The following is a 15,750-nucleotide window of genomic DNA, read 5'->3' on the forward strand; positions in this document are numbered from 1 at the left end:
GCCCCGGCGGTCAGGCGGGGGACGCGCGGGCGTAGCGGGCGGCGAGGAGGGCGAACGCGTCGGCGAGCTCGGGGGGACCCACGACCTCGAGCTCGGCGTCGAACCGCCCGAACGAGGCCGCGAGCGCGGTCCACGACCACGACCCGGCCTCGAGCCGACAGTGCCCGTCGTCGAGCGGCGTGACGGTGCCGTCACCGGCGAAGGGCATGACAGCGGATGCCGGCAGGTGCAGCATGACGGAGCCGCGACAGGGCCACGTGCCCGAGTCCGACCCGCGGAAGCGTGCCGACACGAACGCGTCGACGTCGCCGCCGGGTACGGTGCGTCGCGCGAAGCCGGCGCCGAGCGGTGTGCGCGGCCGGATGCGCTCCACCCGGTACAGGCGCCAGTCGTCGCGGTCGAGGTCCCACGCGACCAGGTGCCAGCGGCCGCCCGACGCCACGAGATGATGCGGCTCCGCGCGTCGGGCCGGCGTGGATCCGACGGCATCCGCATCGCGCGCCTCGCCGTAGTCGAACCGCAGGGTCAGTCCGTCGCGGATGGCGTTCGCGAGAGTCGACAGAACCTCGAGCGAGACGTCTGCGACGGCGGCATCCCCCGGGCGGGCCACGACGGTCGGGGTCAGGGCGTCGAGGCGGTGCCGGAGTCTCGAGGGCATGACCTGCCGGATCGTCGTGAGCGCCCGCGCGGCGGCCTCGCCGATCCCTGCGCCCAGCACGGGTGCCGTCCGCAGGGCGAGGGCTACGGCGATGGTCTGGTCCTCGTCGAACAGGAGTGGCGGCAGCTCGCTGCCGGACTCCAGCCGGTACCCGCCGTCGAGGCCCGTCGTCGCCTGGATGCGGTATCCCATCTCGCGCAGACGCTCGACGTCGCGGCGCACCGTGCGGTCGCTCACTCCCAGCCGCGAGGCCAGCACCGCGCCCGGCCAGTCGCGGCGGGCCTGCAGGAGCGACAGCAGGGTCAGCAGTCGCGAGGTCGTCGTCATCGCCTCACCGTATCCGTCATTGCGGACAGAAACCGACCGGAAGGGCTGTCAGGGTGAGGTCGTCGAGCCGATCGGGCCGGCCCTTTCCCAGGAGCAGCGATGACCATTCAGACCACCCCCCACCTCAACTTCCGCGGCGACGCCCGCCAGGCGCTCGAGTTCTACGGCGCCGCGTTCGACGGCCACGTCGCCATCACCACCTATGCCGAGGTCGGTATGCCCGCAGGTATGCCCGGCGCGGATGCCGTCGTCTTCGGGCTCGTCGCCGGCAGCAACGGCTTCCGCGTCATGGCGTACGACATCCCGGGCAGCGCTGAGGGGTCCATCGCCGGCGGCGGCTCGACGCACCGCCGCGACAACGCCACCCTCACCGATCAGGCGTTCTTCGTCTCGGTCGGTTCCGAAAGCCTCGACGAACTCCGCGGCCCGTGGGACGCGCTCGCCGCGGATGCCGTCATCGTCGAGCCGCTCGCGGCATCCGCGTGGAGCGCCGGCTTCGGCATGCTCACCGACCGGTTCGGCGTCACGTGGAGCTTCAGCGTCACCGCCGCGTGAACGCACGAGAGCCGCGGTCGGATCGATTCCGCCGCGGCTCTCTGTCGCGCGTCGCGCCGCGTGTCAGTCGGTGGTCACTCGGTCGTGAGGCGCGCCAGCTCGGCGACGAACGCGTCGACGTCGGATGCCGACGTGTCGAACGAGCACATCCAGCGCACCTCCCGGCGGGCCTCGTCCCAATCGTAGAAGCGGAACGACTCGCGCAGCCGGTCGGCGACGCCCTCGGGCAGCACCGCGAACACGCCGTTGGCCTGCGTCGGCTGCGTGAACTCCACACCCCGCACTGAACCATCGGCGAGCCCTGCCTCGACGGCAGAGCGCAGGCGCTGCGCCATCCCGTTCGCGTGCTCGGCGTTGCGACGCCAGAGGTCGTTCTCGAGCAGCGCGACGAGCTGTGCCGAGACGAAGCGCATCTTCGACGACAGCTGCATGTTGAGCTTGCGCAGGTAGGTCAGCCCCTCGGATGCCGCGGAGTCGAGCACGACGATCGCCTCACCGAGCATCGCGCCGTTCTTCGTGCCGCCGAAGCTGAGCACATCGACGCCGACATCGCGCGTGATGGCGCGCAGCGGCAGGCCCAGGGCTGCGGCGGCGTTGGCGATGCGCGCGCCATCCATATGCAGCCGCATCCCGCGTTCGTGCACGTGGTCGGCGATCGTCCGCAGCTCGTCGGGCGTGTACAGCGTGCCGAGCTCGGTCGACTGGGTGATCGAGACCACGAGCGGCTGCGCGCGGTGCTCGTCTCCCCAGCCCCACGCCTCGCGGTCGATGAGCTCGGGGGTGAGCTTTCCGTCGTCGGTGGGGACGTTCAGGATCTTGATCCCGCCGACGCGCTCGGGCGCCCCGCCCTCGTCGACGTTGATGTGCGCGGTCGACGCGGCGATCACAGCGCCCCAGCGCGGCAGCATCGACTGCAGGGCCGTGACGTTCGCGCCTGTGCCGTTGAAGACCGGAAAGGCCTCTGCACCGTCGCCGAAGTGCTCGCCGACGAGTTCCTGCAGGCGGGCGGTGTACACGTCCGACCCGTAGGCGGTCTGGTGGCCGTCGTTGGCGGCGGTGATGGCCGCGAGGACCTCCGGGTGGATGCCGGAGTAGTTGTCGGACGCGAAACCGCGCACCGACGCGTCGTGCAGGGAGGTCATGACCTCATCCTTTCTCACGAGTCCGCGGCCCGCGAATCCGCCGATGTCCGGTGGATCCGCGAGCCGCGGAGCAGGTGCTGGTCAGCCGCGGATGCCGCGGGTGGAGGCGATCACGTCACGCATCTTCTTCTCGAGCGCCTCGTAGAACATCGACAGCGGGAACTCGTCGTCCAGTACGGCATCGGTGTAGCCCTTCGGCGGGCCCGCGAGGACGTCGTCGGGCAGGCCGCGCGCCCACACCGACGCGGGATGCGGTTCGAGCACCGAGCGCACGAGGTCGTACGCCGCCAGCCAGTGCGCGGTCTTCGGTCGGTCGATCGACTCCCAGTAGAGCCGGTCGATCGCATCGCCCAGGGCGACGACGGCATCCGGCACCTCGCCCCATTCGAAGGCGAGTGCGGTGTCGGTCCAGTGCAGCACGCCGCGACGGTGCAACCAGGCGAACAGCAGCTGACCGCCGAGCCCGTCGTAGTTGCGCACGCGCGTGCCGGTGATCGCGAACCGGAAGATCCGGTCGAAGATCACGGCGTACTGCACGAGTCGCGACAGGCGCAGCAGCTCGGCGTCGACCGGGTCGAGATCCGTCTCGGAGCTCAGTCGCCGGTCGAGCGAGACGCATTCGCGGAACGCCGTCAGGTCGCACCGCAGCTCTTCGAGGGAGTACAGGAAGAACGGCATCCGCTGTTTGATCATGAACGGGTCGAAGGGCAGATCGCCGCGCATGTGGGTGCGGTCGTGGATGAGGTCCCACATCACGAACGCCCGTTCGGTGAGCGCCTGGTCGTCGAGCATCTCCGCCGCCTCGGCGGGCAGGTCGAGCTTCGTGATGTCGGACGCGGCACGCACGACGCGGCGATAGCGGGCCGCCTCGCGGTCCTGGAAGATCGCCCCCCACGTGAACGGCGGGATCTCGCGCATGGCGACGGTCTCGGGGAACAGCACGGCCGAGTCGGTGTCGTATCCGGGCGTGAAGTCGAGCAGTCGCAACGAGACGAAGAGCCGGTTGGGGTACATCGTCTCGAGTCGCGCGATCGCCTCGGGCCAGATCGTCTCGACCAGGAGCGCCTCGACGTGACGGTTCCGCGATCCGTTCTGCGTGTACATCGGGAAGACGACGAGGTGGCGGATGCCGTCGACGCGGTGGAGCTGCGGCTGGAAGGCCACGAGCGAGTCGAGGAAATCGGGCACGCCGAATGCCCCCTCCGTCGAAGCCGCGCCGTCCGGATGATCGGACCCCGCCCATCTGTCGAAGTCCCGGATCGACGCCGCCAGGTAGTCGGCATCGTGAGGGAACCTCGGGGCGAGTCGGCCGATCGCGTCGGTGATCGCCGCGACGTGGCGGCGTGCCGTCTCGTGGTCGTCCGCGTCGGGCACGGAGCCGTCGGCGGCCTGCAGCTCGTGCAGGGCCGTCGCGGCGTCGCGCAGCGCGATCCACGCCGGGTCGTGCTCGACGCCGTCGGCGAGCGCGATGCTCAGGGCGTCGACCGCGCCGCCGTCCTCGACGACCTCGGGCTCGCCGATGATCGTCTTGGCGGCACCGGGGGTGGGGTGCGTCTGTGCGATGGACATGGGGGAACCTCCGATCTACGAGGTACGGCTCCCGCGCGGGAGCGGTGGACAGGTGGCGTCAGCCTAACCGGCCGCCGGGCTTTCGGCGACGGATGTATCGGGCAGCGGCCGCTTGACCTCAATCGAGCTTGAGGTTTTAGCGTTCGAGACATGATCCGAACCGACCCCGACCCCCACGTCGACTCCTTCACCGAGCGGCTGCCCGCCGCCGTGCTCGACCGCCTCGCACGAGTGACCGGCGACGAGAAGCACAGCGCCGCGGCGCACTCGACCCTCGACGCCCTCTGGGTGCTGCACGATCGAGTGCTGCGCCCCGAGGCCGGCGACCGCTTCCTGCTGTCGAAAGGCCACGGTCCCGCCTCGTACTACGCCGTGCTCGCTGCCCGGGGCCTGATGCCCGAGGCATGGCTCGATGACCTGGCGGGCGTCGACTCGCCCCTCGGTCACCATCCCGACCGCGTGCTCATTCCCGCCGTGGAGATCTCGTCCGGCTCGCTCGGGCACGGTCTGCCGATCGCGGTCGGCCTCGCCCGCGGCCTCGACATCGCGGGTGCGGGCGGACGCGTGTTCGTCCTGATCGGCGACGCCGAGCTCGACGAGGGCAGCAACCACGAGGCGATCGCCGTCGCCGGACGCCTCGCTCTCGCGCGGCTGCACTGCATCATCATCGACAACGCCTCGGCATCCCTTGGATGGCCCGGCGGGGTCGCGCGGCGGTTCGCGGTGGAGGGGTGGGATGCCGCCGAGGTCGACTCACGCGATCACGCCGCGCTCGCCGCGGCCCTCGAGGCGGGCGGCGCGATGCCGCGCGTCACCGTCGTCCGTACCGCTGCGAAGGGATCCTGATGCGCGCGCGCTTCTCCACCACGATGTCCGATCTGCTGGCGACCGACGAACGTGCGGCTCTCGTCCTCGCCGACATCGGGCCGATCGATCTCGCCGCGGGCACCGCCGCCGCCGACCGCGTCGTCAACGTCGGGATCCGCGAGCAGGCGATGATCGGCGTCGCGGCCGGGCTCTCGCTCGCCGGGCTCCGCCCGTTCGTGCACACCTACGCCCCGTTCCTCGTCGAGCGGCCCTTCGAGCAGATCAAGCTCGATCTGTCGCACCAGGATCTCGGGGCGGTGCTCGTATCGATCGGTGCGAGCTACGACGCCGCAGCCGAAGGGCGCACGCACCAGTGCCCCGGCGACATCGCCCTGCTCGGCACTCTGCCGGGGTGGCGGCTGCACACGCCGGGGCATCCCGACGAGGTCGAGGCGCTGACCCGGGCGGCGGCCACCTCCGACGACCGTCAGTACATCCGGCTCTCGACGCAGGAGAACCGGACGGCCTTCCCGACCGACGGGCGGATCCACCCCGTGCGCGGGGGATCGGGTGTCCTCGTGCTGGCCATCGGCCCGCTGCTCGACGCCGCGCTCGAAGCGACGGCCGGCACGGGGCACGCGGTCGCCTACACCGCGACGCCGGTGCCGCTCGACCGTGACGGTCTGCGCGAGCTGAGCGCCGGGTTCGACCGGGTCGTGGTGCTCGAGCCCTTCCTCGAGGGAACGACCGCCGCCGCGGTCGGCGCGGCCCTCGGCGGCAGCGGCATCCGCATCGAGCACATCGGTGTCGGGGTGGGAGAGCAGCGCCGATACGGCACTGCGGCCGACCATGCGCGGCTGCACGGCCTCGATGCGTCGGGGATCAGGCGGCGCCTCGACCGGCTCTCATGACGGAGCGGCCGCGTCGTCGTCGAGCACGTGCCGGAGCGCGGGCGCGACACGACGCGGTCCGCTGCCCTCCGCGCTCAGCGCGTCACCGGGGTTCAGCAGATCGCACGACCGCATCGAGAGACAGCCGCATCCGATGCATCCCACGAGCTCGCGTTCGAGCGACTCGATGGCCGCGCGCCGTTCTTCGAGGCGGATCTTCCACGCCCGCGACACCCGTTTCCAGTCATCACTGCTGGGCTCGGCCTCGGCGGGGAGGGATGCGAAGGCGTCGGCGACCTCGGCGAGCGGGATGCCGAGGCGCTTCGCGACGAGGATGAGGGAGATGCGCCGCAGCATGTGGCGACTGAACCGGCGCTGATTGCCTGCCGAGCGGGTCGAGGTGATGAGCCCGTGCCGCTCGTAGAAGTGCAGCGCCGACACGGACACACCGGTTCGAGCACTCACCTCGCCGATGCTCAGGAGATCATTGGACCGCATCACGCCTGCGACTCTACGACGCGCCGATACATCGGTCGGACCGGTGGGGCTGGTGTCATCGCGGGCGGCCGTCCGCGCCACATCAGCACCGAGCGCCCGACGGTTGTATCGGCGTCTGCCGTCACCGCCGGGTCGGGCCGGGACTGTCAAGCTGTCGCGGGTGTGCGCCCGCGGCGTTAGCGTCGCACCATGCCCGCCGACCACCCCGCCGACCACCCCGTCGCCCCCGCCGCGCCGTCACCCGCCGCGTCCGGCTCCACCGCCGACGCTTCCGACGGGCGCGGCGTGCTGCTGATCACGAACGCGCGAGCGGGAACCTCGGTGGTCCGCCCCGACCCCCTGCCCGAGATCCGGCGGCGACTGCCGCAGGCGCGGATCGAGAGCCTGGGCGACTCGTCGATGGACGACATCGTCGCATCGGCCGTGTCAGCCGCCGATGCGCCCACGGTGCTCGCCGTCCTCGGCGGCGACGGATCCGTCTCGCGCGCCGCTCACCTCGCGCGCCGTCATGACCTGACGCTGCTCGTGCTGCCCGGCGGCACCTTCAATCACTTCGCGCGCGCGGCGGGCCTCGACACGGTCGATGCCGCCCTCGACGCCTATGCGGCCGGGACGGTCCGCCGCGTCGTGGTCGCCGAGGCGGTCATCGACGACGGCGATCCCGTGACGGTCCTCAACGCGGTGTCGCTCGGCTCCTACCCCGAGCTCCTCGCCGAACGCGAGAAGCGCACGAGTCTCGGCAAATGGTGGGGCGGCGCGGTCGCGGCGTGGCGCGAGATCCACGGCGCCCACCGCATCACGATCGTGCGCGACGGCCGCCGGGCGGTCGTCTGGTCGGTCTTCGCGGGGCTCGGCCGCAACGACCCGCGTCGCATCGCGATGATGCGGCGCGCGAGCCTCGACGAGGCGGTGCTCGATGTCCGGCTCCACCATGCCCGAGGCACGCGGCTGCGGGCGGTGACCTCGCTGGCGTTCGGTCGTCGTACCCTCGCGGTGATGCGCGCGCTGCGTCTCATGCCGCCGGCATCCGATCTCGAGCGAGCCGTCGTGGCGGAGATCGAGGTGACGGTCCGGCCCGGCGGCGCGACGCCGGTGTTCGCGCACGACGGCGAGCTCACCGAGACTCCCGCCGGCGACTACCGGCTCCGGCTGCGCGCGATCCCGGACGGCCTGCGCGTGTACGCGCGCTGAGGCGGATGGCGTTGCCCGCGGATACATCGTCAGAGGGATGCCGCGCCCGCGGCGCTCGCGTACCGTCGTAGCGTGTTCCGTCCGCTCCGCCGCTATCAGCTCTCCGTCGACATCTCGGTGGCTGTCGCCTTCGCGGCGCTCATGCTGCTGTTCACGTGGGTGGGCGTCGTGGGTGTCGGCATCCCCAACGACCGGGTGTCAGCGGTCGTCGCGATGCTTCTGGTCGTCCCGTTCGGCGCTGCGGTCGCGCTGCGTCGCCTCTCGCCGCCGCTCGCGCTGACGCTGGCGTGGGTCGGTGCGATCCTGCAGATGCTGGCGCAGCTGCCTCCCCTGCCGGTCGACATCGCCATCTTCGCGGTGCTCTACACCTGCGCGGCGTACGGCACGAACCGGATCTTCTGGCTCGGATTCGCGTCCTCCATCGGGGGCGCGCTGGCCATCACCATCTACCTGCTCATCCCGACTGCGGCGTACTCGGTCACGACAGCGGGTGATGAGCTGGTGTACTTCCTCGTCACCGGCACGATGCTCTTCGTCGCGGCCGTCTTCGGCCTGCTCCTGGCGTGGACCGTGGGCGCACTCGTCCGCGTCGGGCTGCGTGCCCGCGGCAATGCCGAGGCCCAGCGGAAGGCCGAGGAACGCGCGACGGCGGAGTTCGAGCGCAACCGCATCGCGCGCGACATGCACGACGTCGTCGCCCATTCGCTCGCGGTCGTCATCGCCCAGGCCGACGGGGCTCGCTATGCCGCGGCGGCGGATCCGGATGCCGCTGCCACCTCGCTTCAGACGATCTCGTCGACGGCCCGTTCCGCCCTCTCGGACGTGCGGATGCTGCTGACCCAGCTGCGCCACAGTGAGGGCGAGGGTCCCCAGCCGACCGTCGCGGAGCTGGAGGTGCTCTACGCGCAGGTGCGCGCTGCCGGTCTCGACCTGCGCGTCGACGTCGACCCCGCACCGCCGGGCGAGCCGCCCGCGGCGGTGCAGATCGCGGTGTACCGGATTCTGCAGGAAGCCTTGACGAACGCGATGCGGCACGGCGCGGGCGGTACCGTGGAGGTGTCCCTGTCCTGGCTGTCCGACCGCGTGGAGGTCCGTGTGAGCAACCCGCTCTCGCCGGTGAGCGAGGTCACGGGCCCGGTGCGCACGGGCGGTCACGGCCTCATCGGCATGCGCGAACGCGCTCAGCTCATCGGCGGCACCATCGAAGTGGGCCCCCGCGACGGCGCATTCGTCGTGGCGGCGACCCTGCCCATCGGCGGCACCGCGTGAGTGCGATCCGGGTCGTCCTCGTCGACGACCAGGCGCTCTTCCGCGCCGGCATCCGCATGGTGGTCGCCTCACAGCCCGATCTCGAGGTCGTCGGCGAGGCGTCGGACGGTGCAGAGGCGATCGGCATCATCCGCGAAACACGTCCCGACGTCGTTCTCATGGATATCCGGATGCCGGTGATGGACGGCCTGACCGCGACCGCTCAGCTGCTCGACGATCCGGTCTTCGATGGCGCTCCGCCGCGCATCGTGATGCTGACCACCTTCGACCTCGACGAGGCGGCGGCGCGGGCGATCCGTCAGGGCGCGAGCGGGTTCTTGCTCAAGGACGCCGACCCCGAGTTCCTCCTCGCCGCGATCCGCACGGTGCATTCGGGGTCGTCGGTCATCGCGGCCGCGGCGACGCGGGAACTGTTCGCGACGTTCTCGGCCCCCGCGCAGAAGGCCGTGCCGGCCGCGTTCGCCGAGCTGACCGACCGTGAGCGGGAGATCTTCGCTCTAGCGGCCCGAGGGCTCTCCAACGCCGAGATCGCACAGCGCGAGTTCCTCTCCGAGGCCACCGTGAAGACCCACATCAGCCGGATCCTGGCGAAGCTCTCCCTGCGCGACCGCGTGCAGCTGGTCGTCTTCGCGTTCGAGCACGGGCTCGCCTGACCCCCGCGGGCGGATGAGGGATCATCCGCAAGATGTACGCGTCCGCGACGGCGGGCCGATGTCGGCGGACGCGGCGCTTCGTAGCGTCGGAGACATGCAGATCTCGACCACCGACCTCGGCCTCGCCGCCCGGGTCCAGAACCTCTCCAAGACCTACGGCGCCGGCGAATCGGGCGTCCGTGCGCTCGACGGCGTCTCGGTGGGCATCCGCCGTGGCGAGTTCACCGCCATCATGGGCCCATCCGGCTCGGGCAAATCGACCCTGATGCACATCATGGCCGGGCTCGACGCCCCGACAACGGGTCGCGCGTGGATCGGCGACACCGAGATCTCGGGCCTCTCCGACCTCGATCTGACGATCCTGCGACGGCGCCGCGTCGGCTTCGTGTTCCAGTCGTTCAATCTCGTGCCCACCCTCGACGTCATCGGCAACATCACGCTGCCGTTCGAGCTCGACGGGCGGTCGCCGTCGGCCCTCGAACGTTCGCGCATCGACGGGCTGGTCGATTCCCTCGGGCTCGGCGCGCGGCTGCGGCACCGTCCGCATGAGCTGTCGGGCGGCCAGCAGCAGCGCGTCGCGATCGCCCGGGCCCTCGCGACGGCGCCCGACCTCGTCTTCGCCGACGAGCCGACCGGCAACCTCGACTCGCGGTCGGGTCGTGAGGTGCTCGCCCTGCTCGCGACGGCGAGCCGCGAGCACGGTCAGTCCATCGCGATGGTGACGCACGACCCCGTCGCCGCTTCGCACGCCGATCGGGTGATCTTCCTCGGCGACGGCCGCATCGTGGCCGACAAGCCCAGCCAGAGCGCCGAGCAGATCTCGGCCCACATGCTCGCCGCCGAGGTGTCGGCATGACCGCCGTGACCGCGGCGCGCGCGGCATCCTCGTCGGCGCGGATGCGGCCCGGGTCGGGTTCGGCGGCCCCGGCCTCCGGACGTTGGGCGTGGCTGCGCGAGCGGGGGATGGGCGCCTCGGTGCTCGTCGCCGCGATCTCGGGCGGATTCGGCGTGCTGCTGGTCGCCGTCACCGGGCTGATCGGCGCGTGGCTCATGGCCGACCCGTTCCTCTCGGGCGGAGAGACCATCGTCATCGTCGTGGCGATCCTCAGCGTGCTGCTGGTCGCGGTGGCGATGTACGTCGCCGCGATCGTCACGGCCAACACGTTCGCCACGATCGTGGCGGGTCGCACCCGTCAGATCGCCCTGATGCGCCTCATCGGCGCGTCGGCGCGGTCGCAGCGGTCGCGGATCGCGCGGCAGGGCCTCGTCGTCGGCGCGATCGGCGCCGTGCTCGGGCTGGTCGGCGGAACCGCCGGAGCGCTCGGTCTCCAGCAGATCGCCGCACGGGCGTGGGGGCTCGACGTCGACTACAACGTCGTGCAGCCCGTGCTGCTGGCGCCGGCATTCGTCGTAGCGCTGACGACCTGGATCGCCGCGTGGTCCGGATCGCGTCGCGTGCTCGAGGTCACGCCCCTCGCTGCCCTCGCGGGGTCGGCGCCGCGCACGGCGGAAGAGGCCGCGGGCCGTACGCGCCGCCGCGTCGCCGCGGTGTCGTTGTTCGGCGTCGGCGCGGTGCTGCTCGCTCTCGGCATCCTCGCCGGCTTCACCACACCCCTCGGCGTGGTCGTCGCGTTCTTCGGAGGTCTCGCCTCGTTCACCGGACTGAGCCTGGGTGCCGCACTCGTCATGCCGCCGCTGCTGCGCCTGACCGGGCGACTCTTCGGCCGTTCGGCGTCGGCGCGGCTGGCGGCCGAGAACGCGCTGCGCTACCCCGAGCGATCGAGCCGCATGGCGATCGGCGTCGTCATGGGCGTCACGCTCGTGACGATGTTCGCCGTCGCCTCGGAGTCGGTCAAGGGCGTCATGGCCGCCTCGGGCGGTGGCGAGGTGTCGGGCGAGATGGCCCGTCTGCTCGACACGTTCAGCGCGGTCATGATGGCTCTCGTCGGGGTGTCGGCGGTGATCGCGGCGGTCGGTCTCGTCAACCTGCTCACGATCGGCGTCGTGCAGCGCACCCGCGAGCTCGGGCTGCTGCGCGCCCTCGGCCTGACCGGACGTCAGATCCGCTCGATGGTGCTGTTCGAGGCGGCGCACATCACGATCACCTCGGTCGTGTTCGGCCTGCTGCTCGGCATCGCCTACGGCTGGGCGGCAGCGCAGTCGCTGCTCGGGTCGGTGCGGGTGCCGCCGCTGTGGCTCGCCCCCACCTTCGTGCTTCCGGGCATCCCGTGGCTCACCGTCGCCGGGATCGTCGTGGCCACCGCCGTGCTCACGATCGTAGCCGCGGTCGTTCCCACCCGCCTCGCGACCCGCGTCTCGCCCGTGGAGGCACTCGCCGAGTGACGCGGCTCACGCTCCGGCAGGTCCGGCTCGTCCCTCATCGGCGGACGAGCCGGACCTCGCTGATGGTCTCGCCCCAGCTGGTGTCGTCCTTCACAGCGCCGTCGGGGCGGAATCCGTTGCGGGCGTAGAACGCGCGGGCACGCGGGTTGTCGGCGAGCACCCAGAGCGACGCGGGCTCGTCGCCCAGAGCGGCATCCAGCAGCGCCTGCCCCGCGCCGGTGCCGTAGTGGGCGGCGAGGACGTAGATCGCATACAGCTCGAGCGGTGCAGCGGGAGGGTCGTCGCGGGACGAGCCGCTGACGGCGAAACCGACGATCGTGCCGGAGATCACGGCGACCCATGTGCGGCCGAGGTCGTGCGTGCGTTCCGTGCCGGCCGGCACCGCCGACTGTCGCTCGTCGAGCCGCTGCTCGTGGCCGAGCAGTTCACCCCGTACGCGCGTCAGACGATCGAGATCGAGGCGGTCGAGGATGCTCTGCGGCATCCGGCCGGTGTAGGCCTCGTGCCAGCCGACGACGTGCACGCGCGCGATCGCCGCAGCATCGGCGGGAACGGCCCGCCGCACGGCGACGGCGGTCACGACGCGGGATCGGGCTCGGGCTCGGGGTCGTAGGCCCAGGTCGGCGCGACCTGCCGCAGGCGCGTCGATCGCCACTGCCAGGTCGCCCAGAGCATCGGCCACAGCGCCGGCGCGGCGAGGCCCCCGATCACGAGGCGCTCGCGCCACAGCGTGCGGGTGGGGTCGCCGGGTGCCGGCGAGACCGCCATCTGGTGGTCCCAGACGTCGAGCACCGAGAGCGGGCCGGTGAGGGGGATGCCGCTGTCACGCAGGATCCGCACGGTCGAGGCATCCGTCTCTCCGGGGCGGCGCTCCTCGACCGCACGGTCCGACACGTGGATCAGCTGACGCCCGACCGGCATGCCCAGCGCCGACAGCTGGACCGGCACGTCCGCCCCCGGTTCGAGCGAGGTCGGCATCCCCTCGGCGGCGAGGGGCTCGAGCCCCATGAGCGGTGCGTACAGCTCGGCGAGCGCGCGCGGCGAGTGGAGGGCACGCCAGGCGGCGTCGGCGTCGCAGTCGAGCACGAGCTTCTGGAGGATGCGCATGAGCCCAGTCTGCCCCGTCGTAGGCTGATCGGATGCCGTCGCCCGCAGCATCCTCGCCGTTCGACCAGTCCCGCTACCAGGTGCGTCTCGACTGGGGCATCGCGGGCCTTCGCCGCGTGGCCCCCGCGGATGTCGTGGTCGTCGTCGATGTGCTGCGCTTCTCGTCGACCGTCTCGGCCCGCGTCGCCGCGGGGGAGCGCGTCGTGCTCGACGACGCCGCGAGCGCCGTCTCGCGCAACGGCGCGATGATCGCCGGGGCGGCATCCGATGCGCTCGTGCTGCTCGGCTGCCTGCGCAACGCCGGCGCGGTCGCGGCCGCCGTGCTCGCGGAGCAGCAGCGCCGCGGAGCCCGCACGAGTATCGCCGTGATCGCCGCGGGCGAGCTCGCCGGGCCGGGCGAGGAGCCCGAGCTGCGTTTCGCCGTCGAAGACCTGCTCGGTGCGGGAGCGGTCGTCGACGCCCTCTCGCGCCTCGGCATCGACCACACCTCGCCGGAAGCGGCCGCGGCGTGCGAGTCGTTCCGCGGCCTCGGCGGCGCGGTGCGGCACCTGCTCACGGCGAGCGGCTCGGGGCAGGAGCTCCTCGAGCGCGGGTTGCGCGCCGACGTGCTCGCGGCGGCGCAGATCGGGGCCGATGCGGTGGCGCCGGTGCTCCGCGGCGGTGTCTTCACGGCCGCCTGACGCCGACTCCTCGAGAACGTCGCGAAACGAGCCCGAATCGAGGAGTTCGTGCAGCCGTCAGCGCGGGGTCGCGGCTGCGCGTCGGTCCGCCGGGGAGATCTCGCGGCGAACCCACCGGAACAGATGGCGCTCGTCGTATGACGATGCGCACATCCGGCATGACGCCGCCCGCGTGGGACGGCGGTGGCGGTAGGCCACATGGCCGGCGGGGCACTGGCCCACCCATGGCGCCAGCTCGACGGCCGTCTCACCGCGATGGGTCGTGCCGCCGACATAGCCGAGCTCGCGCGCCGTACGGAGCCAGTCGCGACCGTGGCCGGCGGCCGGGCCGGCGATCGCGTGGGCGACCTCGTGCAGCAGTGTCTGGTGGTTCTCGTCGTCGTCGAACCGGGCTGCGAGGTAGCGCGAGACGCTGATGCGCCGGCGCGTGTAGTCGCACTGGCCCGCGCGACGCTTGGCGTTGTCGAACCGGAACGTCCAGGAGTCGTCGAGGTGCGCCGCGATCAGCGCCTCGGCCCAGACCCGGACCCGATCGAGATCACTCATGCGGTGGACGTTACGCGCGGGGTGAGACAGCGGACGGCGGCGCTCAGCTGGCGACGATCGAGCGCGAACGGCGCCGCTCAGCGGCGTCGACGGCGAGCAGGGTCGACTCGAGCTGCTCCTCGGGGGCGCCGCCCTCCTGGCGGAGGAACAGGGCACGCTTGAAGTCGGTGCGAGCGTCGGAGTACTCCTCCGCGTCGTACGACACCTTGCCGCGGTGCTGGTAGGCGAAGGCGGCGAGCAGGGGCCAGTTCTGGCCCTCCGCTTCCTCCGCGCACGTCGTCAGCTCCTGGATCGCCGCGGCGAACGCCCCGCGATTCTGCAGGATCGTCGCGTGCAGCACACGGGCGCGCAGCAGGTCTTTGCGGGTCCCCGCCATGCGCGCCACTCGCACCGCCTGCTCGGCGAGGACGAGAGCCTCGTCGAGCCGATCGAGCACCTTCAGCAGCCAGACGCGCTCGAGGAGCGCGGGCAGGCTGCGCTGCTCGCCGATCTCAGCCAGGCGCTGTGCGCACTGCTCCGGGTCGACGATCTCCCGCAGCGTGTCCGGGTCGTACCCGAGGATGTAGCCCACCGTCATCCACCTCCGCGACTCGAGAACGGTGGATCCCAGTCTCGTCGAAAGGGGCCGAAGCGCCCGCCCGCCGCGCCGGTCAGCGTTCGAACACGGATGCCGACGGCTTCGGCGACGGGGTCGCGTCAGCGTCCGTCGCCACCCGGGCGCCTCGGGCGAACTCGTCGATCTCCGCGCCCTGCGCGACCTTCGCGGGGAACGGCCCGGCCGCCATCAGGCGCGGCAACCACTCCGAGGGCAGCGGGGCAGCCGACGCCGCGATCACGATGTTGCCGAAACGTCGCCCCTTCAGCAGCTGCACCTCGGCGAGCAGCAGCACCTCGGGGAGGACCTCGCGCACCGTCGCCACCTGGCGCCGGGCGAACGCCAGTCCCGCGCCGTCCGCGACGTTGACCAGCAGCACACCGTCCGGTGCGAGCAGTCGCGCGAGCGAGCGGTAGTACTCCACCGTCGTCAGGTGGGCGGGAGTCTGCGCTCCCGCGAACACGTCGGAGACGACGAGGTCGGCCGCGCCGGTCAGGCCCGGGGGGAGCTTCTCGGCGACGGTGCGGGCATCTCCGATGCGCACGCGCACCTGCGCGCCCCGGGGGAGGGGCAGAGCCTCGCGGACGAGGTCGACCAGCGGCTGTTCGAGCTCGATCACCTGCTGGCGCGATCCCGGCCGGGTGTGGGCGATGTACCGGGGGAGCGTCAGCGCGCCGGCGCCCAGATGGACCGCGGTGAGCGGCTGTCCCGGCATCCGCAGACGATCGATGACAGCCGCCATCCGGGCGATGTACTCGAAGTGCAGATGTGTCGGATCGTCGAGGTCGACGTGCGACTGGGGCGTTCCATCGACGTCGAGCTCGAAGCCGGACGTGAACGAAGACGGCACGATACGAGCGATCGTGCCGTCTGACAGGCGTGCCTGCGGACCGGGTTCCTCGACGCGCGCTCGTGCCATT

The 15,750-nt window shown here is 71.9% G+C and carries 18 protein-coding genes; 9 read left to right on the forward strand and 9 right to left on the reverse strand.

Annotated features, from left to right (window positions below; genetic code table 11):
• Positions 1 to 10: 10 nt before the first annotated feature.
• Positions 11 to 985 carry a YafY family protein gene (locus tag DEU36_RS11130; protein WP_120264199.1) on the reverse strand — a complete coding sequence of 325 codons (975 nt, stop codon included), beginning with the start codon at positions 983 to 985 and terminating at the stop codon, positions 11 to 13.
• A gap of 99 nt (positions 986 to 1,084) precedes the next feature.
• Here DEU36_RS11130 and DEU36_RS11135 point away from each other — a divergent pair, with 99 nt between their 5' ends.
• Positions 1,085 to 1,540: a VOC family protein gene (locus tag DEU36_RS11135; RefSeq protein WP_120264200.1), complete on the forward strand. Its 456-nt coding sequence runs from the start codon at positions 1,085 to 1,087 to the stop codon at positions 1,538 to 1,540.
• A gap of 74 nt (positions 1,541 to 1,614) precedes the next feature.
• On the opposite strand, the gene DEU36_RS11140 is transcribed toward DEU36_RS11135, so the two are convergent.
• Positions 1,615 to 2,682, reverse strand: coding sequence for a low specificity L-threonine aldolase (locus DEU36_RS11140; RefSeq protein WP_120264201.1), 1,068 nt, complete (start codon positions 2,680 to 2,682; stop codon positions 1,615 to 1,617).
• 81 nt (positions 2,683 to 2,763) lie between these two features.
• Positions 2,764 to 4,251 carry a DUF6421 family protein gene (locus DEU36_RS11145; RefSeq protein ID WP_120264202.1) on the reverse strand — a complete coding sequence of 496 codons (1,488 nt, stop codon included), beginning with the start codon at positions 4,249 to 4,251 and terminating at the stop codon, positions 2,764 to 2,766.
• Between the two features lie 150 nt (positions 4,252 to 4,401).
• On the opposite strand from DEU36_RS11145, the gene DEU36_RS11155 reads away from it, so the two are divergent.
• Positions 4,402 to 5,097: a transketolase gene (locus DEU36_RS11155; RefSeq protein WP_120264204.1), complete on the forward strand. Its 696-nt coding sequence runs from the start codon at positions 4,402 to 4,404 to the stop codon at positions 5,095 to 5,097.
• Entirely contained in the window at positions 5,097 to 5,969 is an 873-nt protein-coding gene (locus tag DEU36_RS11160) for a transketolase family protein (RefSeq protein WP_120264205.1), read from the forward strand. Before DEU36_RS11155 ends, DEU36_RS11160 begins: the two co-directional genes overlap by 1 nt.
• Here DEU36_RS11160 and soxR read toward each other — a convergent pair.
• Entirely contained in the window at positions 5,964 to 6,446 is a 483-nt protein-coding gene (soxR, locus tag DEU36_RS11165; protein WP_120264206.1) for a redox-sensitive transcriptional activator SoxR, read from the reverse strand. The two genes, DEU36_RS11160 and soxR, sit on opposite strands and share 6 nt — an antisense overlap.
• A 189-nt stretch (positions 6,447 to 6,635) precedes the next feature.
• On the opposite strand from soxR, the gene DEU36_RS11170 reads away from it, so the two are divergent.
• From DEU36_RS11170 to DEU36_RS11190, 5 genes are all read left to right on the forward strand, one after another.
• Positions 6,636 to 7,637, forward strand: coding sequence for a diacylglycerol kinase family protein (locus tag DEU36_RS11170; protein WP_120264207.1), 1,002 nt, complete (start codon positions 6,636 to 6,638; stop codon positions 7,635 to 7,637).
• Positions 7,638 to 7,709: 72 nt separating this feature from the next.
• A complete protein-coding gene (locus DEU36_RS11175; RefSeq protein WP_120264208.1) occupies positions 7,710 to 8,906 on the forward strand; it encodes a histidine kinase in 1,197 nt (398 codons plus the stop codon).
• Positions 8,903 to 9,559: a response regulator transcription factor gene (locus tag DEU36_RS11180; protein ID WP_120264209.1), complete on the forward strand. Its 657-nt coding sequence runs from the start codon at positions 8,903 to 8,905 to the stop codon at positions 9,557 to 9,559. The genes DEU36_RS11175 and DEU36_RS11180 overlap by 4 nt, the downstream gene beginning before the upstream one ends.
• A 94-nt stretch (positions 9,560 to 9,653) precedes the next feature.
• A complete protein-coding gene (locus DEU36_RS11185) occupies positions 9,654 to 10,415 on the forward strand; it encodes an ABC transporter ATP-binding protein (RefSeq protein ID WP_120264210.1) in 762 nt (253 codons plus the stop codon).
• Entirely contained in the window at positions 10,412 to 11,902 is a 1,491-nt protein-coding gene (locus DEU36_RS11190; protein WP_120264211.1) for an ABC transporter permease, read from the forward strand. The genes DEU36_RS11185 and DEU36_RS11190 overlap by 4 nt, the downstream gene beginning before the upstream one ends.
• Before the next feature lie 34 nt (positions 11,903 to 11,936).
• Here DEU36_RS11190 and DEU36_RS11195 read toward each other — a convergent pair whose 3' ends face one another.
• Together DEU36_RS11195 and DEU36_RS11200 are read right to left on the reverse strand one after the other, a co-directional pair.
• Entirely contained in the window at positions 11,937 to 12,482 is a 546-nt protein-coding gene (locus DEU36_RS11195) for a GNAT family N-acetyltransferase (protein ID WP_120264212.1), read from the reverse strand.
• Positions 12,479 to 13,009 (reverse strand): hypothetical protein, encoded by a 531-nt coding sequence (locus DEU36_RS11200; RefSeq protein WP_120264508.1) that lies wholly within the window; start codon positions 13,007 to 13,009, stop codon positions 12,479 to 12,481. The genes DEU36_RS11195 and DEU36_RS11200 overlap by 4 nt, the downstream gene beginning before the upstream one ends.
• A gap of 32 nt (positions 13,010 to 13,041) precedes the next feature.
• On the opposite strand from DEU36_RS11200, the gene DEU36_RS11205 reads away from it, so the two are divergent.
• Complete coding sequence (locus DEU36_RS11205) at positions 13,042 to 13,689, forward strand: 2-phosphosulfolactate phosphatase (protein WP_120264213.1); 648 nt, start codon at positions 13,042 to 13,044, stop codon at positions 13,687 to 13,689.
• A 57-nt stretch (positions 13,690 to 13,746) separates the two neighbouring features.
• Here the strand turns inward: DEU36_RS11205 and DEU36_RS11210 are convergent, their stop codons facing one another.
• From DEU36_RS11210 to DEU36_RS11220, 3 genes are all read right to left on the reverse strand, one after another.
• Positions 13,747 to 14,235 carry a SprT-like domain-containing protein gene (locus DEU36_RS11210; protein WP_120264214.1) on the reverse strand — a complete coding sequence of 163 codons (489 nt, stop codon included), beginning with the start codon at positions 14,233 to 14,235 and terminating at the stop codon, positions 13,747 to 13,749.
• Positions 14,236 to 14,278: 43 nt separating this feature from the next.
• A complete protein-coding gene (locus DEU36_RS11215; RefSeq protein ID WP_120264509.1) occupies positions 14,279 to 14,806 on the reverse strand; it encodes a hypothetical protein in 528 nt (175 codons plus the stop codon).
• A gap of 79 nt (positions 14,807 to 14,885) precedes the next feature.
• Positions 14,886 to 15,749 carry a spermidine synthase gene (locus DEU36_RS11220; protein WP_120264215.1) on the reverse strand — a complete coding sequence of 288 codons (864 nt, stop codon included), beginning with the start codon at positions 15,747 to 15,749 and terminating at the stop codon, positions 14,886 to 14,888.
• Between the last annotated feature and the right edge of the window lies 1 nt (position 15,750).

It is taken from the genome of Microbacterium sp. AG238, assembly GCF_003610405.1.
Taxonomy (GTDB): Bacteria; Actinomycetota; Actinomycetes; order Actinomycetales; family Microbacteriaceae; genus Microbacterium.